The organism is Bradyrhizobium ottawaense (genome assembly GCF_002278135.3).
In the GTDB taxonomy this organism is placed as follows: domain Bacteria; phylum Pseudomonadota; class Alphaproteobacteria; order Rhizobiales; family Xanthobacteraceae; genus Bradyrhizobium; species Bradyrhizobium ottawaense.
Window position 1 is genome coordinate 1,961,059 of the sequence record NZ_CP029425.2, and the last position, 26,333, is coordinate 1,987,391.

Consider the following 26,333-nt stretch of genomic DNA (forward strand, 5'->3'; position numbering starts at 1 on the left):
AGGATGATTTAACCCGCGACCTGCTTGATGCGGGCGATCAGTTCGTCGACGGCCTTGTCGACCGGAACCTTCTCGCTGACGACGCGGTTCATCGCCTTCGCCCACACGTTCTCGTTGTTGAGGATCGTGAACTTCCAGTTTTTGGTGAAGTCGAACGCCGCGGTGCCGCCCTTGAACTGCGTGTAGACGGCCTTGCGGTGCTTGTCAGCCTGCCAGAACGGGCTTTCCTGGCTTTCCTTCGTCACCGGGAACCAGCGGCCGAGCGCGCCCTCGATGTAGGGGCGGACGTTCTCTTCCTGGAGCAGGAAGCTGATGAACTGCTTGGCCTCTGCCTTGTTCTTGGCCGCGGTGAAGACCAGTCCGGTCTTGACGTCGGAGCGGTAGCGGATGGTCGAACCATCCGGCGCCTTCGGGAAGGACGCCGTCACGATGTCCTGCTCGTAGGCCTTCTTGCCGGCTTCGCGCTGTTCGGGCGTGAGCGCCTGGTTCTGGGAGTCCTCGAACCACTTCGCGGCGATCGAGATCGTGAAATTGTGGGTCATCACAATGGTCTTGTTGTGGAACGCGACGTTGTTGTCGGGATCCTTCCAGGTCGTGGAGGATGGCGGCGTGCAACCCTTGATGTAGGTGTCGGTGTAATCCTTCATCGCCTTGATCAGGTTCTCGCGAACCGTGGGATCGTCGACCGTGAGCTTGCCGTCGTCGTCGACCAGCTTGACGTGGTAGGCGTCCATGAAGGTGTAGAACGACTGGAAGGCGTCGGTGGATTCCACGCCCATCGGCTGGCCGACGGCATAGATGCGCTGGCCGGTGGCCTTGCGGATCCCCGGCTGCACCTTGTCGCACCAGAACGTCCAGTAGCCCGTCCAGTCGTTCGGGATATCGGCGAGCTTGAAGCCGGACTTCTCCAGCATGTCGTTCCAGATCTGGACGTGCATGCTCTGCTGCTTCAGCGGGAAGCCGTAATAGGCCTTCTTCTTGGTGACGTCGTTATAGAGGATCGACGCATCCAGCGTGTTCTGCACGAACCGGCCCTTGATCGGCTCCATCACGTCGGAGAGATCCTCGAGCTTGCCTTCATAGGCCCACTTGCCCTGCGCCTGGACGTCATAAGAGTCGGAATAGGCGACATCGGGCACGGTGCCGGCATCGAGCGCGGCGACCGTCTTCGGAATCATGTCCTGGATCGCGTATTGCGACAATTCGACCTTGATGCCGGTCTTGGCTTCGAACTTCTTGATCGTCTCGATCAGTGCGTCGTCTTCGGAGCGATAGAAGCCCTTGCCCCACCAGACCGTGATCGTCTTCTGCTGCGCAAATGCGGGTGCAGCGGCTGCAAACAGCCCGGCCGCAGCGACCGCCAGTGATACTGCGCCAATAACCTTGGATTTCACGTTTTTCTCCCTCAAACGGCCGGTGTTTTTAACCGGTCGTATAAAACACTAGCGCATGGCGTTAGCTCGATCTAGCGGCATGTTGTCAGACATAGGTCGCGGGGATGGGCCTTGCGGAGATGCTTAACGCGTGCATCGATCCAATCACCGCATCAATTCGCCCTGATCAATTCGCGCCTTCCGAGGAACTCCAGTTTGGGGAACGGTCTCCTCCCGCTCGGGCGAGCCGTCAGCGTTTCCGCTTTAGACCCGTCGATATCGTGTTCGAACTTGCCTCAGCGGATCGGGGCCGGGGCTTGCCATGCCCGCCGGCTCGAGAAGGAGAGCGCCATGCCTCGAGGAGCATCTTCAAAAACTGGCTGGCATGCGGCGATAGCGTCGCCCCGCGCCTGCGCACGATTCCGATCGTCCGCGACACTTCCGGCTCGATCAGCCGAACGGTGTGAATGATCGGATGACCGGCGGCGGGCGTCGCGAGCCTCGGCAGCACAGCGATGCCCAATCCCTCTTCGACCAGGCCAAGCGAGCCGGAGAGGTGGGCGACTTCATAAGACCAGTTCAGCTGCAGGCCCTGCCGCGCCAGCGCATTGTCGATCAACGCGCGATTGCCGCTGTTGCGACCGACGGTGATGACCCGGTGCGACACGATCTCCGACCAGCTCACCTGCTTGCGCGATGCCAGCGGATGGTCATGACGGCAGGCCAGGACGAACGGGTCCTCAACCAATTTCTCGAATTCGATTTCGGCATGCGAAGCGCCGATGAAATTGATGCCGAAGTCGGCTTCTCCGCGCGCGACCGCTTCCAACCCCTCATTGGCGCCGATATCCAGAATGCGGATGCGGATGCGCGGATACGCTTCGGCGAACCGGCCGATCGCTCGCGGAAGAAAATAGAACACCGCTGTCGGCACCGCAGCCACGGAGACCAAACCCGAACTTCGCGCGCCGATATCATGGATGGCGAGCACCGAGGTCTCGAACTCGTCGATGAGACGGCGGACCTTCGGCAGGAAGTCGCGGCCCGTCATGGTGAGATTGACGTGGCGCGTGGACCGTTCGAGCAGCGGCGCTCCGAGACTTTCCTCCAGCTTCTGAATGCGCCGGCTGAGCGCCGGCTGGGACAGATTGAGCGCCTTCGCGGTCCGGACGAAGCTGCCCATCTCCGCGACGGTGATGAACGCCTTGAGGTCGAGCAGTTCTGCGTTCATGGCAGGGCTCCATTATGTCGATTGACGAAATAATACCTCAGATATTTGCATTTCACAAAAGAGTTCGGAGGGAGGATGCTCTGGTTCAGGCGAGCATGTCGCCGAACGGAAGAACATCATGAACGATCAGATTGCCATTCCCTGTGTGGTCATGCGCGGTGGGACCTCGCGCGGACCGTTTTTCCTGGCTCGCGACCTTCCTGCCGATCCCAACGCGCGCGACGCGGTCCTGTTGTCGGTAATGGGAGGTGGGCACGATCTCGGAATCGATGGAATCGGCGGCGGCAATGCCGTGATCAACAAGGTCGCGATCATCGGACCGGCAACGGTGCCCGACGCCGATGTCGACTACCTGTTTGCCCAGGTGCGCGTTCGCGAAGGGATCGTCGATACCTCGCCGAACTGCGGAAACATGCTGGCGGCGGTCGGGCCGTTCGCAATCGAAGCTGGCCTGGTCGCCGCTACCGCAGATCGCACCCATGTGCGTATCCATAACGTCAACACCGGTAAGCTGGTCGATGCGACGGTCGCCACTCCCGGAGGACGGGTGACCTATGAGGGCGGGGCGCGGATCGACGGGGTACCGGGAACGGCCGCGCCCATCGAACTGTCGTTCCCCAACGCGGCCGGCGCACGCACCGGTCGCCTGTTGCCGACAGGACGTCCGGTCGACCGTATCGGAGGGATCGACGTGACCTGCATCGACGCAGCCATGCCCGTCATGCTGGTCCGCGCGGCAGATCTCGGATGGACCGGCCGCGAGGCCCCTCCGGCCTTCGCCGACGGCGCCTTCCGCGGGCGGCTCGAACATTTGCGCATCGAGGCTGGACGCCGGATGGGTTTTCCGGATTCCGCGTCAATGGTGATTCCGAAGCCGGTTCTGATCGCACCTGCAAGCGGGGCGGCGTTGAACGTCAGGTACTTCATGCCGCACGACTGCCATAGCGCGCTGGCGGTGACCGGTGCCGTCGCGATCGCGACCGCCTGTGTGACGCCCGGGACGATCGCCGCAGAGATGGTTGGATTGCTTGCACCTCCGGTGCCGATCACGCTCGCCCATCCCTCCGGCCAGCTCGTGGTTCGGCTGGAGCCCGGCCCGGTTGCCCGGGTGCAGCGGACAGCCCGGCGAATTCTCGAGGGCCATGTCTTCGCCCGTCGATCGCACGTCCCTCATTCCGTCCTGGCAGCCTGAAGCCGGACCGCTTTCAAAGCCTTCAAAAATCAGAGCCATGAAAAATCAGAGCCATGGGAGAAACGAGAATGCAGAAGCAAGCGCTGGTCGGGCCCGTGAACAGTGAGACGCGAAAGCCCTTCTACCGGATCCTCTACGTCCAGGTGCTGATCGGTCTCATGTTGGGCGCCTCACCGGCCATCTCTGGCCTGAGTTCGGTGCCGCGCTGAAGCCCTTCGGCGACGGCTTCGTCAAGCTGGTCAAGATGATGATCGCGCCGATCGTGTTCTGCACCATCGTCAGCGGCATCAACAGCATCAGCGATTCCCGCGAGGTCGGCCACACGCTGGTGAAATCCATGGCGCTGTTCTACCTGCTGACCGTGCTCGCACTGCTGGCCGGGCTGGTCGCCGTGTTGCTGATCCAGCCGGGCGTCGGCATGCATGTGTCCGTCAGCACGCTGGATCCGGCGGTGGCCGCGAAATTCACCAAGCAGGCGAGTGCGACCGGATTTGCGGACTTCATGCTGCACATCATCCCGCATTCCTTCTTTGGCGCGTTTGCCGACGGCGAAGTGCTGCCGGTCCTGCTGGTCTCCATCCTGATCGCCTTTGGCCTGAGCCGTGCCGGCGATGGGGGCGCGGTGGTTACGAAGGCGGTCGATTCCTTCTCTCAGGTCCTGTTCGTGTCCTTTGGCTTCGTCATGAAGCTCGCTCCGCTCGGCGCCTTTGGCGCCATGGCGTTCACGGTGGGCCGCTACGGCATTCGATCGATTGGCTCGCTCGGACTGCTGATCCTGACATTCTATATCGCCTGCTCCGTCTTCGTGGTCGTCGTGCTCGGCACGCTGGCGCGGCTGAACGGCTTCAGCCTGTGGAAGACCATTCGCTACTTCAAGGAAGAGCTGCTGATCGTGCTCGGCACATCATCGTCGGAACCGGCGCTGCCGGGAGCGCTGCGCAAGCTGGAGCAGCTCGGATGCCGGAAAGGCGTGTCCGGCCTCGTGTTGCCGATGGGCTATTCCTTCAACCTGGACGGCAGTGCCATCTATCTCACCCTGGCCTCCATCTTCATCGCGCAGGCCTGCGACATCCACCTGTCGTGGGGGCAGATTGCGGCGATGCTCGGACTGATGCTGCTGACGTCCAAAGGCGCGGCTGGCGTCACCGGCAGCGGCTTCGTGGCGCTTGTCGCGACCCTCTCCGTCATGCCGGATCTGCCCGTGACCGGCGTGGCGCTGCTTGTCGGCATCGACCGTTTCATGTCGGAAGCGCGGGCGCTGACCAGCATGATCAGCAACTGCGTCGCAGCCATTACCGTTTCGCTGTGGGAGGACGCCTGTGACCGCGAGGTGTTGGCTCGCGAACTGGGAGGAAGCGGCGCTCTCAAGGTCGCGGCCGGATCGAAGATCGGTGGAGGAGCAGTGCTGCAGGGGGACAAGGCCTGGATTTCGACGACGCAATCGGCCGCTTAACGCCGCCTCCGGGATGCAATCGGCCGCACTGCTCGATTTGGATTTGGCAAGTCGCTGGCATGTCGAGCTTGTTGAGCTCGGGCTACCGAAATCCGCGAAGGCTGCGTTGATCAGCCTAGTTGGATTTGGCGTTTTCCTTCGCGTTCTCTTTGGCGTTCTCCGCCGTCGGCGATTCCGCCGGTGGAGGACGCTTTCCGCTGCCGGTGATGCGCTCGATCGCGGAGCGCACGGCGTCGCCCCCCTTGCGATCCTTCAGCATGTCGAGCAGCGGCGCGGAGGCCGGCGAGCGGCGGATCAGGCTTTCCGGATCGGGGAAGATCAGGGGATCGTCCCAGGGGCCCTGCACCACGAATGGCAATTCGAATCCCGACGTGCTGTTGAGGCTCGCCACGCCCTTCATGTCGTATTCGCGCGTCGGCACCGAGGCGGTGCCGGTGAGCGTGATCTTCGCCGCCGGCCCTTCGACACGGATGTCTTCGGCGGTCGCGACCCCATCGGAGAATTTCACGGCGATGGTGAGATTGTTGTACGGCGTCGAACCGTTGCGGAAATTGCCGCCGCCGGACAGCGGCCTCCGCTCCAGGCGTTTCAGCAGCTGCTCGGCATTGAAGCCCGAGATCGCGCCGTCATGACCGGTGACGGTGGCGCTGCCGTCGAGCGACTGCACGAGGCCGAACGGGCTCGAGCCCGAGGCGAAGAGCGACACGTTGATGTTGCCGCGGCCGGATAGCTTGTTGAGGCCGAACAGTTCGGTGGCGCAGGCCTGGAGATCGACGTCGGTGAACTGGAATTGCGCCTTGATGTCGGCGACGGTGTCGGAACGCGCGATGCCGAACGAGCCCTTGGCGATGCCGCCATAGACCTGCGCCTCGCCGACCGAGAGCGCCAGCGTGCCGTTGCGCAAATTGGCGCCGATCGCGGTGCGGCCGAGCCTGGTCGGACCGACCGTGAGCTTTGCTGCCGACAGGCGCATGTCGAGGTCGGTCGTCGACAATCCGTTGAGATCGAACAGCTGCCTGTTCCAGTCCCGCGCGCCGCTCGCGAGCAGGCGGAAGGTGGAGATATAAGGCGTGAAGTCGAGCGCGTCGGCGGCAAGCGTCGCCTGCAGCGTCTGCCGGCCGTTATTGGCGTAGGTCATGACGCCCTCGGCGGCATTGCCGTCGAGCTCGACATTGACGTTGGTGAGCGCGATCGAGGCGCCGACGACGTTGGCGCGCGCCTTCAGCACGAAGCGGCCGAAGCCGCCGCTGGCGGGCTGTGGCTGCCCGGTCCAGCGCAGCGCGTTGCGCAAGGAGGGGCTGTCGATCGTCAGCGTGCCCTCCATCATCGGGCTGGTGCGGTTGGCGACGCTGCCGTCGAAGGCGAGCTTGAGCGGCGCGCTGGCGATCCGCGCCTTCAACCCCGAGCGCTCGCCGGAGAGGGCGGCGACGAAATCGGAAAAGCTGATCGAGCCGTCGACACGCTCGCCGCGCCAGTCGAACTGTCCAGTCGCGGCGAAGGAGCGCGAGATCGAAGGCCAGGCCAGGGACAGGTCGATGTCCTCGAACTTCTCGGTGCCGTGCGTGGCGGCGTCCTCGTAGTCGAGCACGCCGTCCTGGATCCGGATTTCGGAGAACGAGACCTGGTTCTCGGCCCCGGGCTTCATGGTGCGCGCGATGGTCTGAATGAAGGGCGTCCAGTTGCTCTGGCCGTCCGGCTTCAGGCTGACATGGATGCGGGGCCGCAGCAGCGTCAGGTCGGAGATCTCGAACCGTTGCAGCAGCAACGGCAGCAGCCGCAGATTGGCGGTGAGCACGTCGACCTGGAGCGCGGGATCGCTGGTGCCGCCGCCCTTGAGGCCGACGTCACGGAAGGAGATGTAGCTTGCCGGCAGCACCGAGATGTCGATTGCGCCTGCGACACTGAGCTCGAGCCCGGTGACGTCGCGGATCTGCGCTTCGACCGCCCTGCGCAGCGCGTCGCGGTTGATGAGCCATGAGGTCGCGATCAGGGCGATCAGCGCGACACCGAGCAGCGCCGCGATCGGCGTCCCGAGGCGCTTCATTCCTTGGGCCATGGTCAATGGCATGTCCTGATCGGGTTGGTCGTTGGAGCCAGAAGGGCGGGTCGGGAAACCTGCGTGCCCACGCCCAACCCCCGCAACTTGATGGTTTTTCTTGTCGCTTTCAAGGCCGCGGACGGTTCTGCCCACGGTGTGGGCAGCTTCTATCACCCGGGCGCGGTGCGGAGAACCCCGTATCATTGACGGCTTTGGAGGATTTCGCCTAATAATCGCCGCCAATAGGGCGCGACGCCTCCAAGCCGAAGGTTCAGTCGAAGGTTATTTGCATGAACAAGGTCTATCCCGACGCCAAGTCGGCTCTCAACGGCATTTTGAAAGACAACATGATGATCATGTCGGGAGGCTTCGGCCTCTGCGGCATCGCCGAGGAGCTCTCGGATGCGATCCGCGAGTCCGGCGTCAAGGGCCTGACGGTGGTCTCCAACAATGCCGGCGTCGACGGCATCGGGCTCAGCCGCCTTTTGGAAACCCGGCAGATCAAGAAGATGATCTCGTCCTATGTTGGCGAGAACAAGCTGTTCGCCCAGCAATTCCTCGCCGGCGAGCTGGAACTCGAATTCAATCCACAGGGCACGCTCGCCGAGCGCATCCGCGCCGGCGGCGCCGGCATCCCGGCCTTCTACACCAAGACCGGCGTCGGCACGCTGATCGCCGAAGGCAAGGAAGTGAAGGAGTTCGACGGCGAGAAGTATCTGATGGAGCGCGGCCTGTTCGCCGACCTCGCCATCGTGCATGCCTGGAAGGGCGACACCGCCGGCAACCTGATCTACCGCAAGACCGCGCGCAATTTTAACCCGATGATGGCGACCGCCGCCAAGATCACCGTCGCCGAGGTCGAGCATCTGGTTCCGGCGGGTGAACTCAATCCCGACCACATCCACACGCCCGGCATCTTCGTGAAGCGCATCGTCGAGGTCGGCACGGCCAAGAAGCGCATCGAATTCCGCAACACCCGCCCGCGTACCGCCGCTTAAGCGTATCAGGAGACACACATGGCCTGGACCCGTGAACAGATGGCCGCGCGCGCCGCAAAGGAATTGCGTGACGGCTACTACGTCAATCTCGGCATCGGCATCCCGACGCTGGTTTCGAACTTCATCCCCGATGGGGTCGATGTCAGCCTGCAGAGCGAGAACGGCATGCTCGGCATGGGCCCGTTCCCCTATGAAGACGAGGTGGACGCGGACCTGATCAACGCCGGCAAGCAGACGGTGAGCGAGCTGCCCTCGACCTCGTATTTCTCGAGCGCGGATTCCTTCGGGATGATCCGCGGCGGCCACATGGACCTGTCGATCCTCGGCGCCATGCAGGTGGCCCAGAACGGCGATCTCGCCAACTGGATGATCCCCGGCAAGATGGTCAAGGGCATGGGCGGCGCGATGGACCTCGTCGCCGGCGTCAAGCGCGTCGTCGTGGTGATGGAGCATTCGGCCAAGGACGGCTCCAAGCTCCTAAAGAAGTGCAATCTGCCGCTGACCGGCGAGCGCGTGGTCGACATGGTCGTCACGGATCTGGCGGTCTTCACCATCGACAAGCACGGCGACGGCGGCATGGCCCTGATCGAGCTCGCCGACGGCGTCTCGCTCGACGAGGTCAAGGCGAAGACCGAAGCCGAGTTTCGCGTGGCGCTGAAGAACAGCTGAGTTGACGATCCGCGACCAATGGGAAAGGGCCGGGCTTTGTCCCGGCCATTTTCATTGAAGTACCGACGCGCACTGCTTCCACATCGCGATGACGGAGTATGAGGCGCGGCCGAGACTCTGCTATTTCGCGAGTCAGGCCCGCCCTACGACCTCACCGCCCACACCTTGCTCCAGCGCGCCGACACGCTCGCGACCCAGGAGGTCTCCTCGCGCACCAGGCGAAAGCCGAGATTGGCGGGCGGCACGCCCTGGGCGCAGCCGCCGGCGCGGGCGTCGCGGATGAAATCGGTGACATAGGCGCGGTGGGCGCCCTCAGCGACACGGACGCCGCAGTTCACGGTGGGGCGGCCGGCATTGCCGGCGGCGTCGACGCGCGAGCGCACGAAGCAGGTCGAGGTCCATTCCCAGACATTGCCGGCGAGGTCTTCGACGCCGTGCTCGTTCGGGCCGAACTTGCCGAACGGATAGGCCGTGGTGTCGGAAAGGTCGCGTTCGGATTCGCGCTCATAGCGGCTGATCCAGCGCTTCGAAGGATCGTCGGCATCGACAGCGACGCCATCGTCCTTGAATCTGGAGCCTGCTGCAAAGGCCCATTCTGCATCGCTCGGCAGGCGGTAATGGTGGCCTGTCTTGCGCGACAGCCAGCCTGCATAAGCCTCGGCATCGTGCCAGCTCACCTGCACCGCGGGACGATCGGCGGCGACCGCGACGTCGCGATCGAGCGCGCGGCAGGCGCCATCCTGCACACAGAGCTGATAATCGGATGAGGAGACCTGATTTCGCATGATGTGGAGCGGCCGGTCGACGCGCATCACGCGCAGCGGCGCTTCCGCCTGCTGTCCGCCGCGTGTGAAATCGCCGGCCTCGCGATAGGACAGGCTGCCCGCTGCGACCCTGACGATCGCAGGCTCCGACGCCGTGCCGTGGACGGTCATGTCCGAGACCAGCGGCGCCATCGCGATCGGCCCGGCGAGCCCGGCGGCGCAGGCGAGTGCCAGTTTGAGCTTGAATGCGATCAGCATGGTCATTCCTCGGAGAAAGAAGGGGCCGGTGATGACCGGCCCCTTGTCGCGTTTAGTTGGTGGCGGCCGGTATTTCGGCAGGGGCCTTCACCTGCATCATCAGATCGTCGTTCCACTTGCCTTCGACCTTGAAGTGCGCGGTGGCGCCAAGGTCGGCGGCCTCGATCAGATTGTGCGTGACGTAGGCGTAGATGCCGGGCTGCTGGAACTTGTACAGTGCAGCTCCCGCCGAGCCGCCGCGGATGAACCAGGTCTCGAGCCCGACTTCGGGTGCATTACCGAACTTGCCGGTCTCCCAGACGTAGTCGCCATGGCCGCCGATCAGATGCGGGCGGCTGTCGCGGTTGGCCTGCGAATGCACCATCAGAACGTTCTCGCCGACCTTGGCAGTCAGTGCGTTCTTGCCGGTGAGCGCGCCGACCTTGCCGTTGAAAACGACGTGGGTGGGGGTCAGCTTTTTCATCACCTCTTCGGTGTCGGTGAAGGCTTCACCCGGCGAGTCGTAGGACTTGAAGTTGCCCTTCTCGTCGCGCGGCACGTACATGTCCTGCTCGCCGATGTAGTAGACCTTGTCGTACTTCAGAGCGTGGCCCTTGCCATCGTTCAGTCCGTCGCGCGGCAGCACCATCACGGCGCCGTTCATGCCGGAGACGACGTGCCAGGGGATCATCGGGCCGCCCGGAGCGCAATGGTAGACGAACACGCCGGTCTTGGTTGCCTTCCAGCGCAGCACGACCTGCTCGCCGGGATTGACCAGAGTGAGCGCGCCGCCACCGAGCGCGCCGGTCGCGGAATGGAAGTCGATGTTGTGCGGCATGGTGTTGGTCGCGGGATTGACCAGCGTCGTTTCGACGTAGTCGCCCTCGTGCACGACCATCAGCGGGCCCGGCATCGAACCGTTGAAGGTCATCGCCTGGAAGGTGGTGCCCTTCTCGTCGATGACGACCTTCTTCTCCTCGATCGTGAGCCTGAACTCGATGATCTTGGGGCCTTGCTTGGTCGCCTGCTCGTGCGCGTGCACGAAGGGCGGAGCGACCAGCTCTACCTTTTGGCGCGGCAGCTTGAGATCATCGGCCGCGAAGGCGGGGGTCGCCAGCATCAGCGCGGTCGCGGCGGCGCTGATCAATGCGGCTCTGCGGGTGAACATCGGAAGCATCCTTCATCTGGAAAGGTTTTTGATGACGGATGCAGTGTGCGCCGATCGTGGCAAGAGTGTTTGCGCTGCGACAAGGTTTTGCCGGATTCGTCTCCGCAACAGTACTTAGGTGTCTCAACGGAGCAGGATCGGTGACACCACGTTAACCGCATCCGACGGATTGATGCGGATGTCGAGGCCGAGCGACCAGCGGCCGGACAGCGGTGCCGACATTCTGACTCGCCACTGATCGTTGCCGACGCGTTCGGCGTTCGCGGTGATCGGCGCGACGCCGTGCTCGGCGTTGCCGAGCGTGACAGCAACCGCGTCGGCGCTCAGCGGCAACTCATTCGCATCTTCAAGCTGGATTGCGATTTCGACTGGACCGGCGCGCCCGGGCGAGACCGTGACGTTGGCCATGGCCTTTTCAGCATGGAGATGCGTGAAGAAGCTCTCGTCAGCTTCGGTCGTCGACGCGGGTGGGACCGCCGCAGCCTGCTCCACGCGATGTGCAGGCTCTGCGGCCGCCGTTGTCTTCGCGCTTTCGGGAGCCTGTGCGCCGATGGCCTGCACGTCCAGCGTCACTTTCACTGCGCCGGCGTGCTCGAACGACAGCGTCACGGGCATCTGGTCGCCGGCATGGAGCGGCACATCGAGACCGATGAACATCAGGTGTCCGCCGCCGGGTGCAAGCGTCACGATTTGTCCGGGTGCGATGACAAGCCCCTTGTCGAGCGGGCGCATGGTCATGACACCGTCGTTGACGGTCATTTCATGGATCTCGGTTCGAAGCGCATGGGCGGCCGATGCGGCCTGCAGCCGCTCCGGCGCGCGGCCCCTGTTCTCGATCGTCAGATAGCCGCCGGCGACCCTGGCTCCGCCGGGCGTCGCCCGGCTCCAGGCCCTGGTGATGACGAGATCGCCGCTGGTCGTGTCGGCCGCAAAGGCCGGCGCCCCGACAATGCATGCCAGCACGACCGCGCCGGCGAATGCGCGCTTGGATGAGATCATGGTCGAGGCCTTCGCGAAGACGTGACTAAAATAGATGTGTGGCAAGCCAGACCGTTGCCCAGATCGCCAGCGACAGCACGGCGAAGACGGCGATGGCCGCGGCCAGAGCGCGCACGGTGCCGGCCGGGGCCGGTGCGACCGGGGCCGGCCGAAAGTCGTCGAAACGCGGGATATGGCCGCGGACGTCGAGCAAGGAAAGAATCAGTTCGAGTGCGAGAAGCCTCATGGGCAAACGCTCCGGATGGCGTGCGAATTGCCATGATCATGGCCCCGAACCCGCCGCTGCGCTTTGCGCGAGCGCAATGTCTGCTGCACCCCCGGCCGACTTTGCGCGAGCGCAAGGTCTCCTCCGCGGATCCGGGTTATTGGAGTGCATTCCGTGATTTGCCGTGATGTCTGCGCACGGCGGAAATTTACGAATGGGTAAGACATGAGAGCTGATCTAGCGGCGAGCTACGGCGAAGAACGATTGCCACGCTACACGAGCTATCCGACCGCGCCGCATTTTTCGACGGCGGTCGGACCGGACGCCTACGCCAGTTGGCTGGCGGAGCTGCCGGCGGGCGCCAGCGCGTCACTCTATCTCCACGTGCCGTTCTGCCGCGAGATGTGCTGGTATTGCGGCTGCCATACCCAGATCGTCCGCCGCGACGAGCTCATCGCCGGCTACCAGCGGACGCTGCGCAACGAGATCGAGCAGGTCGCCGCAACCATTGGCCGCCGCATCAAGGTGGAGCACATCCATTTCGGCGGCGGCACGCCGACGATCATGCAGCCGGAAGCTTTCGCCGAGTTGATGGCGACGATGCGCCAGAAGTTCTTCGTGCTACCCTCGGCCGAGATCGCGGTCGAGATCGATCCCCGCACATTGACCGCCGACATGGTCGATGCCATGCGGCTCTCCGGCGTCAACCGTGCGAGCCTTGGCGTGCAGAGCTTCGATCCCGTGGTGCAGCGGGCGATCAACCGCGTGCAGAGCTTCGAGCAGACGGCTTCCGTGGTCGACATGCTCCGGCGCGCCGGCATCGAGGGACTCAATTTCGATTTGATCTACGGGCTGCCGCACCAGACCGTCGCGTCCTGTCTGGATACGGTCCGGCGCAGCCTCACGCTCGCGCCCGACCGCTTCTCCGTGTTCGGGTACGCTCACGTGCCCAGCTTCAAGAAGCACCAGCAGATGATCAACGAGGCCGTGTTGCCGGACGGACTCGCGCGCCACGACCAGGCTTGCGCGATCGCGAATGCATTGAAGGAGGCCGGTTACGTGCAGATCGGGCTCGATCATTTCGCGCGACCCGACGATTCCATGGCAGTGGCCTTCGAGGAACGGACGCTGCGGCGCAATTTTCAGGGCTACACCACTGACAAGAGCGAAGTCCTGCTCGGTTTCGGCGCGAGCGCGATTGGGCATTTGCCGCAGGGTTACGTCCAGAACGAGGTGCAGATCGGCGCCTATGCGCAAAGCATCGCCGCCGGCCGTCTCGCCACCGCCAAGGGCTATGGGCTCACCGACGACGACCGGCTGCGCGCCGACATCATCGAACGCATCATGTGCGAGTTCAGCGCCGATCTCGGCGACATCTGCGCGCGCCATGGCGCGGAGGCGGGGGCGATGCTGAATTCGGCGGCGCGTCTGAAGCCGCTGATCTCCGACGGCATCGTGAGGCTGGATGGCAACCGCCTCGCAGTCGCAAAGGATTCGCGCTTCCTGGTCCGCAGCGTCGCGGCCGCGTTCGACGCGCATCTCAATCCGGCGAAGCAGCTGCACAGCCGGGCTGTGTAAGGTCTCTCCTCCTGTCATTCCGGGGCGCGCCCTTTGGCGCGAACCCGGAATCCATTTCTCCACGTCACCTGCTGCGCGATGGATTCTGAGATGCGCAATTGCGCATCATAGTTCGCGCTTCGCGCGCCCCGGAATGACAAGCCAGCTTGCGCTTCGACAAGGAGCCTTCGATCCATTCTGCTATCGTCGTTGCGGAACGGAGTTGTCCATGTCTTTTGGATCCGACGATCTGGTCGATGACATCATGCGTACCGCGCCGCACACGATCCGCGTGTTTCTGGCCTTCAGGATGGCTTGTGTCGGTTGCCCGATCGCAACCTTCCACACGGTGGATGATGCCTGCCGCGAGCATGGCATCGACCGCGAGAAATTCCTCGCCGCGTTGTGCGATTGCGTGCCGGCGTGAAGCGGTCCGGAATTCACGCGGGCGCGCGCGGATTCCCGGGTGAGGGACGCTTTCGCCGTAAGCGGAAGCGCCTCTCACCCCTATCTCGATCCCTGTCTTAATCCCTATCTTGGGCGGAGACGTCCCGGCGGCTGTCACGCCGCGCCGCTGTCGGCGCTCCGCTCCGCCAACACGACGATTCTGTGCGGATCGCGCAGGATGATGCGCTGACGGCCGCTCTCGACGAGGCCTTGGCTCTCCCAGCCGCTCAGGATGCGGCTGACGGTGTGCAGCGTGGTGCCGGTCATCTGGGCGATGTCCTGGCGGCTGATCGGGAAGTCGATCTCGATGCCGTGGTCGAGCTTCTTGCCGGACTGCTTGGCGAGGCGCAGCAGCGCATGGGCGACGCGCTGCTCGACCTGCTGGGTCGACATTTCCAGGATGCGGGTGTGGCTTTCCTGGAGGCGCTTGCCGACGGTCTGGAGCGTGTTGGCCGCCAGCGAGGGAAATCGCTCAACCAGCCGCGGCCAGGCCGAGGTTGGCCAGATCAGCACCACGCTGTCATCGACCGCGATCGCGGTCGCCGGATACTGCACGGCTCCGATCGCCATGGCGAGCCCGAACGTTTCGCCGGGCGCGACGTAGCGTACCACGATCTGCTCGCCGGTCGGCGTGGTCTTGGCCGCGCGGACATGGCCGTGCAGCAGCAGGAAGAAGGACTGCGCATCCGCCCCCTGCTCGAAAATGGCACTGTTCTTGGGATAGCGCGCCGAACGGGCCTCACGCAGGATCTCATCCAGAGCTTCCGGCGTGACCCCGGCAAACAGCGGCAAATGCGCAACCAGCGATGTGTCGACCTTGGCCATTCTGCCTCCTTGGCATCAGGGAGTGTGATGGCACCTGCAATCGTTCGATAGTTTGCGATAGCGCAAAACGGGACGGCTGAGTGGCAGTATTTTTCCAGATAACGGACTGAAATTTATTGGAGTTGACCCCATGGCTGGCGCCCGATCCCGCAACTTTGAGGGCTGGCCGCTGTTTGCGAACAGTTTTCGGCCCTTCTTCCTGCTCGCCGCGATCCAGGCGGGGCTATCGATCCTGGCCTGGCTGCCGATGTTCTACGGCGAGTTGTCGGTGAGTTCCGCGTTCGCGCCGCGCGACTGGCACGTCCACGAGATGCTCTACGGCTTCCTGCCGGCGGTGATCACCGGGTTCCTGTTCACGGCCATCCCGAACTGGACCGGGCGGCTGCCGATCCAGGGCACCTCGCTGGGGGCGTTAGTGATGGTCTGGCTTGCCGGACGTATCGCGGTGACGTTGTCGGCCGATACCGGCTGGGCGTTTGCGCTTCTCGTCGATGCCGCCTTCCTGGCGCTGGTGGTCGCTGCCGCGGCGCGCGAGATCATCGCAGGCGGCAACTGGCGCAACCTGCCCGTGGTGGCGATGGTGTCCGTTCTGCTCGCCGGCAATGTCGCTTTTCATCTCGAGGCGCACTACCAGGGCGCGGCCGATGTCAGCATCCGCGTCGGCATCGGGGTGGTCATGCTGCTGATCTCGCTGATCGGAGGCCGCATCATTCCGAGCTTCACCCGCAACTGGCTGGTCAAGTTCAATCCCGGCCGTCTGCCGGTGCCGTTCGGACGCTTCGACGGCGCAGTGATCGGATGCAGCGCGCTCGCGCTCATCTTCTGGATCGTGGCGCCGTTGAATGCCGTCACCGGTGTCCTGATGGCGCTGGTCGGCGGGCTGCATCTGGTGCGGCTTGCGCGCTGGGCCGGCGATCGCACCTTTCGCGAGCGACTGCTGGTGATCCTGCATATTGGCTATGTCTTCGTGCCGCTCGGCTTCATCCTGCACGCCGTCGCGGTTTTCGGAGCGCTGCCGCCAAGCGCCGGCATCCACGCCTGGATGACGGGCGCGGCGGGAACCATGACGCTGGCGGTGATGACCCGCGCGAGCCTCGGCCACACCGGACAGGCGTTGACCGCTTCGCCGGCGACCCAGGGAATCTACGCTGCGATCATCATCGCGGCTCTGGCACGGGTCGCCGCCGTGGTGTTGCCCGCGCACAGCGATCTATTGTTGCACATCGCCGCTTGCGGCTGGCTGGTCGCGTTCCTCGGATTTGCCGTCGCGTTCGGCCCGCTGCTCGCCGGCAGCCGGCGGCGTGCCCTTGCCGTAATGGGCGTGCCTGCTCCGGCGCGCTGAAACTCAAGCTGCGGTCGCCGAAGGCGCATCGGACGGTGTCGGAGGCCGAATGCCCTTGCGCCAGTCGGTGACGGTGCAGCCGAACCGGCCGCGGAACCAGCGCGCCATGGCGCTCTGCGCGGAGAAGCCGAGCTGGGTCGCGATGTCAGCCAGCGGCCGGTCAGGGTCCTCGGTCAGCTGGATCACGAGATCGGCGCGTTGCGCATCCAGGATGGCCGAGAAGCTGGTGCCTGATGCGGCCAGATGCCGGTGGATGGTACGGCGGGTGCAGGCAAGATGCTCGGCGACCCGCTCGACGGTGCAGTTGCCGCCGGCGAGCAGGGTCCGCACGATCTCGTCGACCTTCCCTTCCCAACTTGCCGGCCGGGTCTCGATTGCCTCGATCCGCTTGCGCAGATAGCTCGCGATCAGGGGATGCGCGCTCGGGATCCGGCGCTCCATGTCGCGCGCCGAGAGCAGGATCGCATCGTGTTCGGCGTTGAAGGTCACGCGGCAGCCGTAGAACTCGCGATAGCGCTTGCGATCGCGCGGCGGCGGGTAATGCAGGTGGACCTCCTGCGGCCGCCAGTCATGGCCGTACAGCGACTGGATGATGCGGTGGATGCTGCCGAGCGCCATGTCGATCGCCTGGCGCGGCGCGCTCGGCCGCCGGCCGCGCAGGTGCAGCGTGACCGTCACGATCTGCCCGTCGCGCGCAACGTCCAGCCGCATGCCGTCATGATGGATGTGGATGAAGTGCGAAAATGCGTCGATCGCTTCGCCCACGGTCGCCTGTTCGCGCACGATCAGGCCGACCGAACCGAAATTGGTCAGGCCGCCGCGCTCTGCGAGACGCAAGCCGAAATCTTCGGCGCCGGAGGCCTCTGCCGACAATTCGAGCAGATGGCGCAGGCCGGAGACGGCGATGGGTGTGTCGGGCTTGTCGAGGCAGGCCAGCGGTAATCTGGCCTTGCGCATCATCTGTTTGGGATCGAGCCCGACTGACCGGGCGACCTCCGGGTAATAGCTCAAGCCTGCGCTGCGAACGAGGTCGGTCATGCGAACCGTTCCTGCCAGCCATTCCCGCAGATGTCCCGAAATGTAAAGTTTCTGTCTCGATCCGTCAAATCCAGGAACCGGCCGGAACATACATAGGGGAAACCGAAGCACTGGCGTGAATGCCGTGCTCACGACGGCGCGGCAGGGCGATGCGGCCCGCTTTCCGTCTCGGACCATTTGACCAAGACATTGCTGGATCGGGATTATGCCGGGGAACATGCTTTCCAAGGGCGAGGTATTCGTCATCGACACCGACGCTGCCTCCCGCGAACAACTTTCGACCGCGCTCCAACAGAGCGCCTATGACGTGATCTGCTTCGCTGACGGTGCCTCACTTCTGTCGGAAGCGAAGGCGCGGATGCCGGCCTGCGTGCTGATGGAGCTGCCGCCCGATCGCTCCGGCCTCGACATGCTCAGGCGGCTGCGCGAGGAAAACTGCATGGCACCGGTGCTGGTGACCTCGGCGAATGGCAGCATCGCCATGGCGGTCGACGCCATCAAGAGCGGCGCGGCCGACTTCATCGAAAAGCCGTTCCGCACCCACGACATCGTCGGCCGGATCGATGCCGCCATCGACGAATTTGCGCAGCCCGGCACGAGCCGGCAGCGCTGGTTGCCCGGCTGCGAGCCCTTGACCGAGCGTGAGGGCGACGTGCTCGAGCACCTCGCTGCCGGCCTGACCAACAAGGAGATCGCCCGGCGCATGCATCTGAGCGCACGGACCGTCGAGGGCTATCGCGCCGGCATCCTGAAGAAGGCCGGAGCCAGGAACGTGACCGATCTGCTCCGCCGCATCTTCGGCCAGGGGGCGTCGCCCCAGGTTTAGCGGGCTCGCCACGGGACGACGTTCCGTTCCGCGGCCTTGGTGCCGCCGCCGCGGCGCCCCACGGAAACCCCAATCGAACCAGTTCCTTCCCTGCCGCGTCCAACCATGTTGGCGAGGCATTTGATCGCGCGCGTCCGGCTGGCGGCGCGGCGATACGGCAGGAGGGACTTCATGCGCATCACCGCAAGATATTTGGCAACGACGAGCCTGGTTCTGGTCACCATGGCGGCGTCGTCGCCATCATGGGCCGCCGATCTGGACGCCATTTCGGCGATCGATACGGTCACGGTTTACCCCGATGGTGCCACCGTCACGCGCGTCATCACGGTCGATTTGCCGTCCGGGGATTCGACGCTTGTTGCCAAGGACTTCCCGCTTGGTCTCGATGCCTCCTCCATCCGGGTCGAGGGTGAGGGCGGCGCAAAGCTCACCATCGGCACGATCGATGCGCGGTCGCCTCGCGCCGCGCCCGTCAATCTGCCCGAGCTGGAAAAGCGCATCGAGGCCTTGAACGATCAGCGCGCCGATTTGCAAGGCGCGATCGACTCGGCGAATGCGCGGCGCAAGTTTGCGGAGCACTTTGCGGAAACCTCCCCGGCGGGGATCGGCGACAAGGGCGAGGCGCGGCCGATCGCCGAATGGCGCGCGGCTTTTGCTGCGGTCGGCGAGGAAATTGCGAGCGCCGACACCGCCGTCCGCGACGCCACGCGCAAGACGCGCGAGATCGACCGGCAGATCGCCCAACTCGAGGTCGAGCGCAAGGCCAAGCCGCCGAGCAAGCTCGAGGTTCGCATGGACGTTGCCGCGGCCGCTGCGATGAAGGCGACGCTGCGCGTGACGTATGCCGTGCGCAATGCGCGCTGGATGCCGCTCTATGACGCCCGGCTCGACACCGGTGCCAAGGATCGCAAGCCGCAGCTCGAACTCATTCGTCGCGCCGAGATCACGCAATCGACGGGCGAGGATTGGTCCAACGTGACGCTCGGCGTCTCCACAACCCGCATCAGCCGCGGCGGCAGTGCGCCGGAACTGCATTCACTGGTCGCGCAATATCCCCAGGTGCCGAGGCCGCTGGCAGCAGGCTCGGTCTCCGATCTGGCGCGGCCCGCGCCGGTCCTGCGCCAGATGCAATCGCCAGCGATGGCCAAGATCGCGGAGGCGGCCGAGCCGCGCGAACGTGCCGACGAGCAGCAGGCAATTGCCGAGATCGGGGATTTCCAGGCGACGTTCAAAATTCCCGGCCGCGTCAGCCTCGGCGCCGCCGAGGGCGCCAAGAGCCTGCGGATTGCAGCGATGACCGTGCCCGCCGACCTCGCGGTCCGCGCCGCACCGGTGCTGGACCCGACCGCCTTCCTCGAGGCCAGCTTCAGGCAGACCGACGACTCGGCTCTGCTGCCCGGCAAGGTCGCGATCTACCGCGACGGCGTCTTTGTCGGCCGCGGCAAGCTCTCCGCTTCCGCCAAGGACGACATCGTGCGGCTCGGCTTCGGCGCCGACGACAAGGTGAGAATCGAGCGCGCCGTGCTCAAGCGCAACGAGGGTTCGGCCGGCCTGCTTGTCACAACATCCAAGACCGACGAGCGTACGTTCAAGACCACCATCCGCAACGGTCATGATTTCCCGATCAAGGTCGCGATCGAGGATCAGTTGCCGGTCAGCGAGAGCGAGGACATCGTCGTCGAAATGCTGCCCGCGACCACGCCGCCGACCGCCAGCAACATCCGTGACCGCCGCGGCGTGCTGGAATGGTCGTTCGACGCCAAGCCGGGCGAAGTCAAGGATATCAACTTCGCCTGGCGCATCCGCTGGCCGAAGGACAAGAGCATGGTGATCGTCCCGGCGGGGTAGGCGGCTAGGCCCTCACCTCTCCCCGCTGGGAAGAGGTGAGGAGCGCCGCCCGCATCGACTGCGGCAGCACGTAAGGCACGCCGTCGTCGCCTTGATGGACGACGGCATCGATCTCGAAGATCTCGCGGATGATCTCGCGGGTGACGACATCCGCGCGCGGGCCATCTGCGGCGAGCTTGCCGCCAGCCAGCACGACCAGCCGGTCGGCGAAGCGGATCGCGAGATTGAGGTCGTGCAGGATCGCGATGACTGCGGTGCCGCCGGCCGCGCGGCGGCGCGCTGCTTCGACGAGGTCGATCTGGTGGCGCAGATCCAGGCTCGAGGTCGGCTCGTCCAGCAGCAGAAGTCCCGGGCCATGCTCGGCTTCGCCGCAGGCGAGCTGCACCAGCACGCGGGCGAAATGGGCACGCTGCTGTTCGCCGCCTGAGAGCGTTGGCAATTGCCGTTCGCGGAAATGGGCTAGCCCAACCTCATCGAGGGCCGCGTCGACGAGCGCGCCTGCTTCACGCGCGCTGCGCTCGCCCGCGCCCATCAGCACGATCTCCTCGACGGTGAAGGGGAAGGTGACGTTGATGTGCTGGGACAGCATGGCGCGGTGCGCGGCAAGCTCGCGGGGCGCATAGCCGCTGATATCCCGCTGCTTCAGGCGCACCTCGCCTGCGTTTGGGCGGAGATCGCCGGAGAGCAACCGCAGCAGCGTCGACTTGCCGGCGCCGTTCGGGCCGATGATCGCGACCATCTCGCCGGCCGCAACCGTCAGGCCGACGCCATCGAGCAGCGTCGCGCGGCCGGCGCGCTTGCTCAAGGCACGCGCCTCGATCACGGCGCTCATAGCGAGGCCAGCCCGCGCTGCCGCAACAGGATGAAGAGGAAGACCGGCGCGCCGACCGCTGCGGTCAGAATGCCGATCGGCATCTCCGCCGGCGCCACGATGGTGCGCGCCAGCGTGTCGGCGCCGACCATCAGGATCGCGCCTGATAGCACCGAGGCCGGCAACAACAGCCGATGCGCAGGTCCAATGACGAGACGGAGCAGATGCGGCACGACGATGCCGACGAAGCCGATGACACCGCTGATCGACACCGCGACGCCGGTCATGGCGGAGACCATGACGATCGAGATCCGCTTGAGACGCTCGACGTCAACGCCGCCGTGAAAGGCGTCGGCCTCGCCGAGCACCAGGAGATCGAGGCCGCGCGCGATGAAGGCGCAGGCGCCAAGCCCGATGACGAGGATGGGCGCCAGCACGGCGGCCTTGGTCCAGGTCACCCCGCTCATCGAGCCCAGCAGCCAGAACGTGACGTCGCGGAGCTGGCGGTCGTCGGCGATGAACACCAGAAGCCCGATGCCGGCATTGGCGATGGCGGTGATGGCGACGCCGGCGAGCAGGAAGACCGCGATCGAGGTGCGGCCCGAGCGGCTCGAGATGCCGTAGAGGATCGCGGTCGTGGCCAGCGATCCCGCGAATGCCGCGAGCGGCAGGAGCTCGGCCTGGAGGAAGCGCAGCGTCTCGCCGAAGCGCGAATCGGTGAACACGATCGCGCTTGCGGCTGCGAGCGCGCCGCCGCTGGAGACGCCGACCAGCGCGGGATCGGCGAGCGGGTTACGAAACAGCCCTTGCATGATCGCGCCGGCCGCGGCGAGCAGGCCGCCGACCATCGCCGCCGCCGCGATCCGGGGGACGCGGATCGACCACAGCACGAGCTGGTCGCGGGCCGTCATGGCCGTGCTTTCGCCTGATAGGCCGAGTGCGGCAGGCAGACGGGAGAGGGGAATGCCGGCGGCGCCGAAGCTCAGCGCCACGATCGCAGCGACCGCGAGCACCGCGATCAGGAGAGGGATTGCGAACGATGCGGACCGCGAGCTGGGGCGTCGTTCCGTGCCGCGCGCTTCCGTGCCGATCGCCACCCTCATTGCCGGCAATTCGCCGCCGACAGCGCCGAGGTGAATGCATCGCCCGGTTCGGCCAATGCCGGATAGAGTTTTACCGAGAGATCTCGCGCCGCCGCCGCCGTCCGTGGCCCGAAGCCGAGCAGATAGAGCCCGTCCATTGTGATGAGGCTCTTGTTGGCCGCGACCGACGTCAGGGCGAAGCCGGGATGGGCGTAGATCGCGTCGGCAGGAAGCGAGTCCTTGCCGCGCTCGATCGACAACACCACGTCGGGTCTTGCCGCCGCGATGGCCTCGTCACCGATGATCTTGTAGCCGTCGAAATCGTCGACGGCGTTGGCTGCGCCGGCGAGTTGAATGATCTCGTCGGCCGCGGTCTTGTGGCCGGCGACCATGGCGCGCCCGTTCTGGAGCGACATCACGAACATCACGCGCACCGGCTTGGTCACCTTGGCGCGCAGGGCGCGCAGCTGCGCAAGATCGGCGCCGACCGCGGCGCTGAGGCAGGCGGCGCGCGCATCGACACCCATGGCGTGGCCGACCAGTTTTATCTTCTCGATCAGGCCGTCCTCGGAGAAGGTGTCGGGCACCAGCACCAACGGCACCTTCGCCGTTTCCAGGATCTCCATGGTCGCGTGCGGGCCCGAGCCCTGGATCGCCAGGATCAGGGTGGGGTTGAGGCCCAACACGCCTTCGGCGGAGATCTGGCGCATGTAGCCGACATTGGGTTTGTCCTGCAGTGCCGCCGCTGGATAAAGGCTGGTGGTGTCGACGCCGACCAGCCGGCTCTCGAGCCCGAGCGCATAGATGATCTCGGTGATGGCGCCGCCGATCGAGACGGTGCGCGCGAAGTCGGTCACGGCGACGTCGCGATTGCGCGCGTCATGCACGGTGATGCCGGCGGCGTGCGCGGCAGAGGCGACCGCGATCGTGCTGGAGAGCAGGAGGCTTGCGAGGGTGCGACAAAATGTCATTACAGGTTACTTCGTCAGGATCAGCTTGTTCTGCGAGGTCAGGCGAAGCCGATAGCTGTCCTCGCCATGCGCGATGATGATCTCGCGCTCGGCCGCAAACAGCTCGCGACTGTCGATCCGGCTCCCACGCATGGTGAGGGTTCTCGTTGTCGCAGCAGGGCTTCCTGCCGACCCCGCCGCGCCGCCGCTGCTGTCTCCTGATGTTGCTGACATGTAGGCTGTGATGCGCTTTCGAAACTCTGGAGTGCTGCTTGCTTGTTTGTATAAGCGGCACGAAGCGCATTCCAACGGCTGCAATTTACAATCGATATAAACTGCAACCTGATGTCATTGACCGTCAGAGTGTTGCCACGTAACCAATTATGGCGGCGGGGTGACTTGCCCGCGTCTTGAGAAATCAGCCAGCCAGTCGTTCGCGTTGCGAACGCACGCCAGCCAAAAGACCTGAAATAATAGAGTGAAGTGCAGGCTGGGGCTGATATGGCTGACGGGGCTAGGTATTCGCGCGCCTTGATTTTGGGCGCGTCGGTGATTTCATTTGCGGCAATGACGACGGAGAGCGGTCTTGCACAGACCGCCGAGCCGCAGGCTGAACGCGCGTCGACGGAGCGGCCGAAGCAGGCCAAGCGCAAGCCGACCAAGCCGCTGGTCGCGCAGCAGGCAGCGCCGGTGGTCCTCAACGCCCGAGCCCAGGCCGGCGGCACCGCGCCGGTTCAGACGCTCGACACCATCACGGTCGCTGCAACGAAAACCAAGGAGCGCGCGATCGATGCGCTCGCGCCGGTCAGCTCCATTTCGCTCGACCAGATCCAGGGAATCCAGCCCAACCGGCTGTCGGGCATCTTCTATGCTGTCCCCGGCGTGTCGTTCCAGGAGCGCGGTGACGATCCCGCGACCGTCATCAACATCCGCGGCCTGCAGGAGTTCGGGCGCGTTGCGGTGGTCGTCGATGGTGCGCGGCAGAATTACCAGCGCACCGGTCATAACGCCAGCGGCTCCTTCTTCCTCGATCCTGAATTGGTCGGCGGCGTCGACGTCGTGCGCGGCCCGACCGCCAACATCTACGGCTCCGGCGCGATCGGCGGCCTGGTCTCGTTCCGCACCAAGGACATCGACGATGTGCTGCGTCCCGGCGAGCGCTCGGGCGTCGATCTCTCGGGCTCCTACGGCTCCAACAACAATCGCGGCCTCGGCTCGGTCTTCGGCGGCGTGCGCGCCACACCGGACGTCGATATCTTCGGCGGCGCGGTCTATCGCACGCAAGGCAATTACAAGGACGGCAACGGCACCGAGATCGGCAACACCGGCAACCAGGTCGAGAGTGGCCTGATGAAGCTCACGGTGCGTCCCGCCCTCGGCCACGAGGTCAAGTTCGGCGCCATCTTCCAGGACTATCAATACGATGTCGGCCAGTTCAACAGGGGCCCCGTCGCGACCGCCGCCCAGCGCGCGCTCTATCAGGGCTCGTCGGTCTACGCCTCCGATGCCAAGAACTACACCGGCACGATCACCTGGAATTACGCGCTGCCGAGCGACAATTTGTTCGACTGGCACATGTCAATCTATGGAAACCGCGTCGATAACGACCAGACCAAGACCTACCACTATTCGACCTCGGGTGCGGCTTTGTGCGGCACCGGCAATTTCGGCAACAACATCTCCGGCTGCGTCGGCGACAAGCGCGGCTATGTCCTCAATACCTACGGCATCGACGCCAACAACACCACGCGGTTCAACGTCGGTGACTGGCGCAACGCACTCACCGTGGGCTTCGATGCGTTTCAGGACGATGTGATCACGACCGACAGCCGCGGCAATTCCAACATCACCACGCCGAGCGGCATCCGCACCGTGTCGGGCGGTTTCCTGCAGTTGAAGCAGAACTACAGCACCTGGTTCGAGGCCGTGAGCGCGATCCGTTACGATCGCTACGATCTGGAGTCGGGCAAAACCAACGGCAGCGGCGACCGCTTCTCGCCGAAGATCACGCTTGGCGTCACGCCCGTTCCCGGCTTCCAGCCATATGTCAGCTACGCCGAAGGCTATCGCGCTCCCTCGATCACCGAGACCGTGATCTCAGGCGCGCATGCGACCGGTGGCGGGCCGGCCTTCTTCCCCTGTCCTGACGGGACCGTCGGCTTGTTCTGCTTCCTGCCCAATCCGAATCTTCGTCCCGAAGTCGGCAAGAACAAGGAAGTCGGCATCAACCTGAAGTACGACAACATCTTCAGCGCCAGTGACTCCTTCCGCGGCAAGATCAACCTGTTCCGCAACGACGTCAGCGATTACATCGACCTCGTCGCCTCGACGCCGGTCCCGACCGGGTTTGGCTCGTTCAGCCAGTTCTACCAGTACCAGAACATCGCGCAGGCCCGCATCCAGGGTTTCGAGGCGGAGACGATGTACGATGCCGGCAGCTGGTTCATCGGAGTCGCCGGTCACTACATCCAGGGCAAGAACGCCGTCACCAATGTCGGGCTCGCGACCATCACCCCGCGCAAGGTCGTCACCACCGGCGGCGTCCGCCTGCTCGACCGCACGCTGATCCTGACGGCGCAATGGGCCTCGTTCGGTGCCAACAACGACGTACCCGCCGGCTATTTGCCCGCGACCGGGTACGAGCTGGTCAATCTGTACATGACCTACAACGCGACGAAGGACATCGTGTTCTCGGCGTCGATCGACAATCTCTTGAACCAGTACTACCGGCCTTACGCCATTCCCGGCACGTCGACCGACGGCACCACGCAGAACGACGTGCTGTGGTCGAGCCCCGGACCGGGCCGGGTCTACAAGGCCGGCATGAAGATCCATTTTGGAGGTGCGTAGCGCCAGCTTCGCAGCACCACATCTCCGCCGGGCCGCGCTGATGCTCCAGCGCGGCTCCGCGCGTTTCGTTTTGATCAGAAGGAGAGACTTTGATGTTCATCGCCATGAATCGTTTCCAGGTGAAGAAGGGCGCGGAGACCGCGTTCGAAACCGTCTGGGCCACCCGTGAATCCTATCTCGGCAGCATGCCGGGCTTCGTCGAGTTTCACCTGCTGAAGGGCCCGGAGGCCGAGGACCACACGCTCTATTCGTCGCACACCACCTGGGTCGACAGGACGGCGTTCGAGGCCTGGACGCGCTCGGACCAGTTTCGTCGTGCCCATGCCCGCGCCGACAACTCGACCGGCGAGAGCCTGTATCTCGGCCATCCCAAGTTCGAGGGCTTTGAGGTGATCCAGAGCGAGCGCAAGGCCGCGGCCGCCTAGATTGC

23 protein-coding genes and 1 pseudogene are annotated in these 26,333 nt (G+C 64.7%); 11 read left to right on the forward strand and 13 right to left on the reverse strand.

Features of this window, described 5'->3' with window-relative positions; genetic code table 11:
- Nucleotides 1-8: 8 nt before the first annotated feature.
- A complete protein-coding gene (locus CIT37_RS09355) occupies nt 9-1,394 on the reverse strand; it encodes an ABC transporter substrate-binding protein (RefSeq protein ID WP_028140276.1) in 1,386 nt (461 codons plus the stop codon).
- Between the two features lie 229 nt (nt 1,395-1,623).
- Entirely contained in the window at nt 1,624-2,604 is a 981-nt protein-coding gene (locus CIT37_RS09360; protein ID WP_095426652.1) for a LysR family transcriptional regulator, read from the reverse strand.
- Nucleotides 2,605-2,722: 118 nt separating this feature from the next.
- On the opposite strand from CIT37_RS09360, the gene CIT37_RS09365 reads away from it, so the two are divergent.
- Together CIT37_RS09365 and dctA are read left to right on the forward strand one after the other, a co-directional pair.
- The gene (locus CIT37_RS09365) at nt 2,723-3,796 is read left to right on the forward strand and encodes a 4-oxalomesaconate tautomerase (RefSeq protein ID WP_095426651.1); all 1,074 of its coding nucleotides are present in this window, start codon (nt 2,723-2,725) and stop codon (nt 3,794-3,796) included.
- A 68-nt stretch (nt 3,797-3,864) separates the two neighbouring features.
- Nucleotides 3,865-5,249, forward strand: a pseudogene (gene dctA / locus CIT37_RS09370) (C4-dicarboxylate transporter DctA).
- Nucleotides 5,250-5,364: 115 nt separating this feature from the next.
- Here the strand turns inward: dctA and CIT37_RS09375 are convergent.
- Entirely contained in the window at nt 5,365-7,305 is a 1,941-nt protein-coding gene (locus CIT37_RS09375) for an AsmA family protein (RefSeq protein WP_161966528.1), read from the reverse strand.
- 272 nt (nt 7,306-7,577) lie between these two features.
- Here CIT37_RS09375 and CIT37_RS09380 point away from each other — a divergent pair, with 272 nt between their 5' ends.
- Both CIT37_RS09380 and CIT37_RS09385 read left to right on the forward strand, forming a co-directional pair.
- A complete protein-coding gene (locus CIT37_RS09380; protein WP_028140272.1) occupies nt 7,578-8,285 on the forward strand; it encodes a CoA transferase subunit A in 708 nt (235 codons plus the stop codon).
- Between the two features lie 18 nt (nt 8,286-8,303).
- Complete coding sequence (locus CIT37_RS09385; protein WP_028140271.1) at nt 8,304-8,954, forward strand: 3-oxoacid CoA-transferase subunit B; 651 nt, start codon at nt 8,304-8,306, stop codon at nt 8,952-8,954.
- Nucleotides 8,955-9,097: 143 nt separating this feature from the next.
- On the opposite strand, the gene CIT37_RS09390 is transcribed toward CIT37_RS09385, so the two are convergent.
- The 4 genes from CIT37_RS09390 to CIT37_RS09405 form a co-directional block, all read right to left on the reverse strand.
- The gene (locus tag CIT37_RS09390; protein ID WP_095426774.1) at nt 9,098-9,976 is read right to left on the reverse strand and encodes an SUMF1/EgtB/PvdO family nonheme iron enzyme; all 879 of its coding nucleotides are present in this window, start codon (nt 9,974-9,976) and stop codon (nt 9,098-9,100) included.
- Between the two features lie 52 nt (nt 9,977-10,028).
- On the reverse strand, nt 10,029-11,123 hold the full coding sequence (gene nirK / locus CIT37_RS09395) for a copper-containing nitrite reductase (RefSeq protein WP_028140269.1): 1,095 nt from the start codon (nt 11,121-11,123) through the stop codon (nt 10,029-10,031).
- Nucleotides 11,124-11,246: 123 nt separating this feature from the next.
- On the reverse strand, nt 11,247-12,122 hold the full coding sequence (locus CIT37_RS09400; RefSeq protein ID WP_095426649.1) for a copper chaperone PCu(A)C: 876 nt from the start codon (nt 12,120-12,122) through the stop codon (nt 11,247-11,249).
- 25 nt (nt 12,123-12,147) lie between these two features.
- The gene (locus CIT37_RS09405; RefSeq protein ID WP_028140268.1) at nt 12,148-12,348 is read right to left on the reverse strand and encodes a hypothetical protein; all 201 of its coding nucleotides are present in this window, start codon (nt 12,346-12,348) and stop codon (nt 12,148-12,150) included.
- A 204-nt stretch (nt 12,349-12,552) separates the two neighbouring features.
- Between CIT37_RS09405 and hemN the strand changes: the two genes are divergently transcribed.
- Both hemN and CIT37_RS09415 read left to right on the forward strand, forming a co-directional pair.
- On the forward strand, nt 12,553-13,905 hold the full coding sequence (gene hemN, locus CIT37_RS09410; RefSeq protein ID WP_038948435.1) for an oxygen-independent coproporphyrinogen III oxidase: 1,353 nt from the start codon (nt 12,553-12,555) through the stop codon (nt 13,903-13,905).
- A 208-nt stretch (nt 13,906-14,113) separates the two neighbouring features.
- Entirely contained in the window at nt 14,114-14,311 is a 198-nt protein-coding gene (locus CIT37_RS09415) for a DUF1858 domain-containing protein (protein ID WP_028140266.1), read from the forward strand.
- A 134-nt stretch (nt 14,312-14,445) separates the two neighbouring features.
- On the opposite strand, the gene CIT37_RS09420 is transcribed toward CIT37_RS09415, so the two are convergent.
- Nucleotides 14,446-15,156, reverse strand: coding sequence for a Crp/Fnr family transcriptional regulator (locus tag CIT37_RS09420; RefSeq protein WP_038970872.1), 711 nt, complete (start codon nt 15,154-15,156; stop codon nt 14,446-14,448).
- A 130-nt stretch (nt 15,157-15,286) separates the two neighbouring features.
- Here CIT37_RS09420 and CIT37_RS09425 point away from each other — a divergent pair, with 130 nt between their 5' ends.
- Complete coding sequence (locus tag CIT37_RS09425; protein WP_028140264.1) at nt 15,287-16,498, forward strand: NnrS family protein; 1,212 nt, start codon at nt 15,287-15,289, stop codon at nt 16,496-16,498.
- Between the two features lie 3 nt (nt 16,499-16,501).
- Here CIT37_RS09425 and CIT37_RS09430 read toward each other — a convergent pair whose 3' ends face one another.
- Nucleotides 16,502-17,536 (reverse strand): AraC family transcriptional regulator, encoded by a 1,035-nt coding sequence (locus tag CIT37_RS09430; protein WP_095426648.1) that lies wholly within the window; start codon nt 17,534-17,536, stop codon nt 16,502-16,504.
- Between the two features lie 205 nt (nt 17,537-17,741).
- Here CIT37_RS09430 and CIT37_RS09435 point away from each other — a divergent pair, with 205 nt between their 5' ends.
- A complete protein-coding gene (locus CIT37_RS09435) occupies nt 17,742-18,362 on the forward strand; it encodes a response regulator transcription factor (RefSeq protein WP_038948441.1) in 621 nt (206 codons plus the stop codon).
- A gap of 171 nt (nt 18,363-18,533) precedes the next feature.
- A complete protein-coding gene (locus CIT37_RS09440; RefSeq protein ID WP_095426773.1) occupies nt 18,534-20,210 on the forward strand; it encodes a mucoidy inhibitor MuiA family protein in 1,677 nt (558 codons plus the stop codon).
- A gap of 4 nt (nt 20,211-20,214) precedes the next feature.
- Here CIT37_RS09440 and CIT37_RS09445 read toward each other — a convergent pair whose 3' ends face one another.
- From CIT37_RS09445 to CIT37_RS09460, 4 genes are read right to left on the reverse strand one after another with little or no spacing between them, the layout of a single operon-like run.
- Nucleotides 20,215-21,042 (reverse strand): heme ABC transporter ATP-binding protein, encoded by an 828-nt coding sequence (locus tag CIT37_RS09445; protein WP_095426647.1) that lies wholly within the window; start codon nt 21,040-21,042, stop codon nt 20,215-20,217.
- The gene (locus tag CIT37_RS09450) at nt 21,039-22,124 is read right to left on the reverse strand and encodes a FecCD family ABC transporter permease (protein WP_038948445.1); all 1,086 of its coding nucleotides are present in this window, start codon (nt 22,122-22,124) and stop codon (nt 21,039-21,041) included. The genes CIT37_RS09445 and CIT37_RS09450 overlap by 4 nt, the downstream gene beginning before the upstream one ends.
- On the reverse strand, nt 22,121-23,074 hold the full coding sequence (locus CIT37_RS09455; RefSeq protein ID WP_038948446.1) for a heme/hemin ABC transporter substrate-binding protein: 954 nt from the start codon (nt 23,072-23,074) through the stop codon (nt 22,121-22,123). Before CIT37_RS09455 ends, CIT37_RS09450 begins: the two co-directional genes overlap by 4 nt.
- Before the next feature lie 6 nt (nt 23,075-23,080).
- Nucleotides 23,081-23,287, reverse strand: a complete 207-nt coding sequence (locus CIT37_RS09460; RefSeq protein WP_028140258.1) for a hemin uptake protein HemP — start codon at nt 23,285-23,287, stop codon at nt 23,081-23,083.
- A 267-nt stretch (nt 23,288-23,554) separates the two neighbouring features.
- Here CIT37_RS09460 and CIT37_RS09465 point away from each other — a divergent pair, with 267 nt between their 5' ends.
- Both CIT37_RS09465 and hmuQ read left to right on the forward strand, forming a co-directional pair.
- Nucleotides 23,555-25,903 (forward strand): TonB-dependent receptor, heme/hemoglobin family, encoded by a 2,349-nt coding sequence (locus CIT37_RS09465; protein ID WP_174719455.1) that lies wholly within the window; start codon nt 23,555-23,557, stop codon nt 25,901-25,903.
- 92 nt (nt 25,904-25,995) lie between these two features.
- Nucleotides 25,996-26,328, forward strand: a complete 333-nt coding sequence (hmuQ, locus tag CIT37_RS09470; protein WP_095426645.1) for a heme-degrading protein HmuQ — start codon at nt 25,996-25,998, stop codon at nt 26,326-26,328.
- Nucleotides 26,329-26,333: the final 5 nt, after the last annotated feature.

What these genes read in the sequence shown, in the direction of transcription:
- CIT37_RS09360 (WP_095426652.1), bottom strand. Translation starts at nt 2,604, where the DNA reads ATGAACGCAGAACTGCTCGACCTCAAGGCGTTCATCACCGTCGCGGAG.
- CIT37_RS09365 (WP_095426651.1), top strand. Translation starts at nt 2,723, where the DNA reads ATGAACGATCAGATTGCCATTCCCTGTGTGGTCATGCGCGGTGGGACC.
- CIT37_RS09375 (WP_161966528.1), bottom strand. Translation starts at nt 7,305, where the DNA reads ATGGCCCAAGGAATGAAGCGCCTCGGGACGCCGATCGCGGCGCTGCTC.
- CIT37_RS09380 (WP_028140272.1), top strand. Translation starts at nt 7,578, where the DNA reads ATGAACAAGGTCTATCCCGACGCCAAGTCGGCTCTCAACGGCATTTTG.
- CIT37_RS09385 (WP_028140271.1), top strand. Translation starts at nt 8,304, where the DNA reads ATGGCCTGGACCCGTGAACAGATGGCCGCGCGCGCCGCAAAGGAATTG.
- CIT37_RS09390 (WP_095426774.1), bottom strand. Translation starts at nt 9,976, where the DNA reads ATGCTGATCGCATTCAAGCTCAAACTGGCACTCGCCTGCGCCGCCGGG.
- nirK (WP_028140269.1), bottom strand. Translation starts at nt 11,123, where the DNA reads ATGTTCACCCGCAGAGCCGCATTGATCAGCGCCGCCGCGACCGCGCTG.
- CIT37_RS09400 (WP_095426649.1), bottom strand. Translation starts at nt 12,122, where the DNA reads ATGATCTCATCCAAGCGCGCATTCGCCGGCGCGGTCGTGCTGGCATGC.
- CIT37_RS09405 (WP_028140268.1), bottom strand. Translation starts at nt 12,348, where the DNA reads ATGAGGCTTCTCGCACTCGAACTGATTCTTTCCTTGCTCGACGTCCGC.
- hemN (WP_038948435.1), top strand. Translation starts at nt 12,553, where the DNA reads ATGAGAGCTGATCTAGCGGCGAGCTACGGCGAAGAACGATTGCCACGC.
- CIT37_RS09415 (WP_028140266.1), top strand. Translation starts at nt 14,114, where the DNA reads ATGTCTTTTGGATCCGACGATCTGGTCGATGACATCATGCGTACCGCG.
- CIT37_RS09420 (WP_038970872.1), bottom strand. Translation starts at nt 15,156, where the DNA reads ATGGCCAAGGTCGACACATCGCTGGTTGCGCATTTGCCGCTGTTTGCC.
- CIT37_RS09425 (WP_028140264.1), top strand. Translation starts at nt 15,287, where the DNA reads ATGGCTGGCGCCCGATCCCGCAACTTTGAGGGCTGGCCGCTGTTTGCG.
- CIT37_RS09430 (WP_095426648.1), bottom strand. Translation starts at nt 17,536, where the DNA reads ATGACCGACCTCGTTCGCAGCGCAGGCTTGAGCTATTACCCGGAGGTC.
- CIT37_RS09435 (WP_038948441.1), top strand. Translation starts at nt 17,742, where the DNA reads ATGCCGGGGAACATGCTTTCCAAGGGCGAGGTATTCGTCATCGACACC.
- CIT37_RS09440 (WP_095426773.1), top strand. Translation starts at nt 18,534, where the DNA reads ATGCGCATCACCGCAAGATATTTGGCAACGACGAGCCTGGTTCTGGTC.
- CIT37_RS09445 (WP_095426647.1), bottom strand. Translation starts at nt 21,042, where the DNA reads ATGAGCGCCGTGATCGAGGCGCGTGCCTTGAGCAAGCGCGCCGGCCGC.
- CIT37_RS09450 (WP_038948445.1), bottom strand. Translation starts at nt 22,124, where the DNA reads ATGAGGGTGGCGATCGGCACGGAAGCGCGCGGCACGGAACGACGCCCC.
- CIT37_RS09455 (WP_038948446.1), bottom strand. Translation starts at nt 23,074, where the DNA reads ATGACATTTTGTCGCACCCTCGCAAGCCTCCTGCTCTCCAGCACGATC.
- CIT37_RS09460 (WP_028140258.1), bottom strand. Translation starts at nt 23,287, where the DNA reads ATGTCAGCAACATCAGGAGACAGCAGCGGCGGCGCGGCGGGGTCGGCA.
- CIT37_RS09465 (WP_174719455.1), top strand. Translation starts at nt 23,555, where the DNA reads ATGGCTGACGGGGCTAGGTATTCGCGCGCCTTGATTTTGGGCGCGTCG.
- hmuQ (WP_095426645.1), top strand. Translation starts at nt 25,996, where the DNA reads ATGTTCATCGCCATGAATCGTTTCCAGGTGAAGAAGGGCGCGGAGACC.